The organism is Pseudoalteromonas sp. S2721, assembly GCF_005887425.1.
In the GTDB taxonomy this organism is placed as follows: Bacteria; Pseudomonadota; Gammaproteobacteria; order Enterobacterales; family Alteromonadaceae; genus Pseudoalteromonas; species Pseudoalteromonas simplex.
On sequence record NZ_PNCZ01000092.1, the window covers coordinates 1 to 3,543 of the forward strand.

The following is a 3,543-nucleotide window of genomic DNA, read 5'->3' on the forward strand; positions in this document are numbered from 1 at the left end:
AATTGGCGATTTAGATGGTGACGGTGATATCGAAGCATACACTGCAGATACTGTGGGTTGGTCTTACTACGGTGCAACTGTTTTATCTCCAGACTTTTCAGAAGCACGAGCATCACTACTTTGTGATGATCTAATTGCAGAATACGGTGAAGATACATTCCGTCGAGTAGATGCTAATGAAGATTGGGGCCCAGGCTCTGAATACTGTATGTATGCTTTTGCTAACGTATCTTACAACACAGCATCTATTGACCGTAACACACTTTACATCAGCTCTAACTATGAAATTGCTGATAACGTAGAGTGGTTTGGCCAAACAATGTTTGTTCAAAACTCATCATTTGGTCGTTATGCTCCACCTGCTGCACCTTGGACAAATATGTCTGCAGACAATGAGCATAACCCGTATGGTGAAGATGGCGCATATGGTCTATTCCGTTGGGTTGGTATTGGTACTCGTGATGGTAACGTAGATGATTACAATATCGATTTAACCACAGGTTTACGTGGTTTCCTTGATTGGAATAATGCTTCTTGGGAAGTTTACTACCACCGTAACAAAGCAGACAATAAGTCAGTTGGCCAATACTATCTATCTTACTCAGGTCTAGCTTATAACCAAGCAAATGATATCGACTTAGGTTCAGATGAAGGTGTTGCTAATATGAAAGCAACAACTCTTCAAGAGTCTTCTTCAACATTTGACCAATACTTCGCTGGTTTAGGCTTTGATTTATTTGAACTTCCAGGTGGTCAAGTAGCTCACTACGTAGGTATGGAGTACTTTGAACAAACTTATGCTGATATTTATGATGGTCAATCAGCTGCAGGTCTTATTGGTGGTTCAGCAGGTAACTCTTCTGAAGGTATGCGTGATGTAACTGCATTCTTCTTCGAATCAGTATTACCAGTAACTGAAACAGTAGAAGTAAACATTAAAGCTCGTTACGATGACTACTCTGATTTCGGCGACAACATAGCTCCAGCAGTGTCTGCTCGTTGGCAAGTAGCTGATAACATCGTTATCCGAGGTTCTTATTCTGAGTCTTTCCGTGCTCCAGGTCTTGACCTTTTAAACGCAGCACGTACATTCTCAGCAGAATCTGCGATCGACTATGCAAATGGTTCAACTACATCACGTCAGTATGATACTTATTACACGCAAAACTCTGAGTTAGATGCTGAAACTTCAGATTACACTAACCTTGGTGTTGCATGGGATGTAAACGACAATCTTACGTTCAAAGTTGATTACTTCCAATTAGCAATCGATAACGTAATTCAGTCTAAGTCACTTCAGTCTCTACTATCAGATGAAGCTGCAGGTCTAATTTCTGCAGTATCAGTAGACACAGATACTTCAAACGAAACTTTCTATTTGAAACGTGCAGCTTCAGGTACTTTAGTTGAAGCGGGTACATCTTACTTCAACGGTGCAGGTTTCGAAATTGAAGGTATCGACTTTACAATAGCTGCTAACATCGAGACTGGTTTTGGTGATTTCCGTTTCCAAAACGTTAATAGCTTCGTTCTTTCTTACGACCAAGAAGTTGGTGGTGTTGTACAAGATACATCTGGCTGGTCTGGTCAACCTGAACTTAAGTCTGTTGCTACAGTTGCTTGGTCTTATGAAGATCACTCTTTAGCGTGGAATGCAACTTATACAGATAGCACTTCTGAAACTGAAGTAGATGAAGATGGTGACGGTTACTATGATCAATCAGGCAAGCTTGATAGCTGGTTAGTTCATAACTTAACTTACACTTATAACGCAGGTGCTTATGGTGCACTTACTTTCACTGTTAATAACTTAACAGATGAAGATCCAGTGTTATCATCAAACGGTACTTGGGATAACCAAGACCTTTATAATAACTTTGGTCGTGATTACCGTGTAAGCTATTCTATCAGCTTCTAATTAAGTTTATTGAATGCAAAAAAAGGCTGAATTTATTCAGCCTTTTTTATTTATGGAGATGTTATGAGCGACCATTGGACAAATTATTGGCAGCAAGGGCATTTAACCTCTTTTGGTAATGGTTTTAAAAATAATTATCAAGGTGCACTTCAGCAATTTTGGTATAGCTTCGCGAAAAAGCTAGAAGAAAATTCAACTGTACTGGATATCGGGACGGGAAATGGTGCTTTAATTCAGCTTTTACAAAAAGATAAAAAATTAAACTGTTATGGCGTCGATCAGGCAAAAATTCATCCTGAAGTTACAAATAGTATAGGTGGAGTCTTTCTATCGAACACTGTCGCTGAAAACTTACCATTTAGTAATGATGAGTTTTCGTGTGTAGTTGCGCAATTCGCTCTAGAATACAGCCAAATCAATAAAAGCATTAAAGAAGTATTTCGGGTTTTAGATGGAAAAGGGATATTTGCGTTTGTATGTCACCACCCAGAGTCAATAATCGTAAAACCTAACGCTCTGATTTTAGATGCGGCAAATTTTGTCAAAATAAATATTACATCGACTTTAACTGATTTGGTTAATTGTCTGGATTATAAGGAGCTTACTTCTGCTGAATGTTACTTTGATGAAATAGACACTAAAATCAACAATGGTTTTAAAAAAGGTTTTGATGCTATGCAAGGGACTAATTTACCAGCCTTTTTGAATTTTTTACGGCAAAATAAATACAACAACATAGATTACAAGAAAGCATTATCTCTTTTTATGAATGAATTGGAGTTACTAATTCTTAGGCTCATTGAATTAGTAGATGCCGCGACCCAATCAGCCACTTTACTTAAACAAGTTAAAGCTATTTCGACGAGTTATGACGAAGGAAAAATTTTCGATAACAACCATGGTGGATTGCTAGCCACTTATATAATAGGTAAGAGTACTATTTAGAATTAATTTACCCCCTTTAAAAGTAACATTTTAAAATTAGATGTTACTTTTTGTCGCAATACACTCCTTTTTGTACAGCTCCAATAATTTTACTTATCTCAATTTTATATTTATGCAATTGCATTTTTTGGTATATTGAAGCGTTTGGGTGGGTTTTTAGTTGTCATTTGTTTTCAAAATTAACAATTGTTTTGTACTTTATTTTTACATTCATAGTTTATTGTTGAGGGTATGTTTATTATATATTTCCCATTTAAAAACAAAGGTTAAAAAAAAGTTGACCAAAAGTTGTGCCTGATATTAGTATTTGATACCTCTAAAGGGTACTTTAGCTCTTTGGGGTTAAAATAATTTAATAAAGTCATAACATGGATATGACCAGGGAGAATCAAATGTTAAATAATCAAGTTTCTAAAGCGGTTCGCTTAGCGATTGCTTTTGGTGCTGCATCAACTGCTGCATTTTCAGCTTCGTCTTTTGCTGCTGAAGAAGAAGGTGTAGAAAAAGTTGAGCGTATTCAGGTAACAGGTTCACGCATCAAACGTACTGACCTAGAAGGTGCATCACCTGTAATCAGCATCACATCTGCTGATATTAAAATGGAAGGTGACTTCACTGTAGCTGATGCTCTTCGTTCAAGCTCACTGAACTCATTCGGTTCATTCTCAGAGCGTTCAGGT

At 37.3% G+C, this 3,543-nt stretch carries 2 protein-coding genes and 1 pseudogene; all 3 read left to right on the forward strand.

Translation table 11 applies throughout. The features are described from left to right. Positions 1 to 1,918 (forward strand): TonB-dependent receptor domain-containing protein (locus tag CWC02_RS20320; RefSeq protein ID WP_138619923.1); only part of this gene is annotated, 1,918 nt, incomplete at its 5' end. A 63-nt stretch (positions 1,919 to 1,981) separates the two neighbouring features. Beyond that, entirely contained in the window at positions 1,982 to 2,863 is an 882-nt protein-coding gene (locus tag CWC02_RS20325) for a class I SAM-dependent methyltransferase (protein WP_138619924.1), read from the forward strand. Positions 2,864 to 3,255: 392 nt separating this feature from the next. Further along, positions 3,256 to 3,543 (forward strand): annotated as a pseudogene (locus tag CWC02_RS20330) (TonB-dependent receptor); the annotation flags it as partial.

What these genes read in the sequence shown, in the direction of transcription:
- CWC02_RS20325 (WP_138619924.1), top strand. Translation starts at nt 1,982, where the DNA reads ATGAGCGACCATTGGACAAATTATTGGCAGCAAGGGCATTTAACCTCT.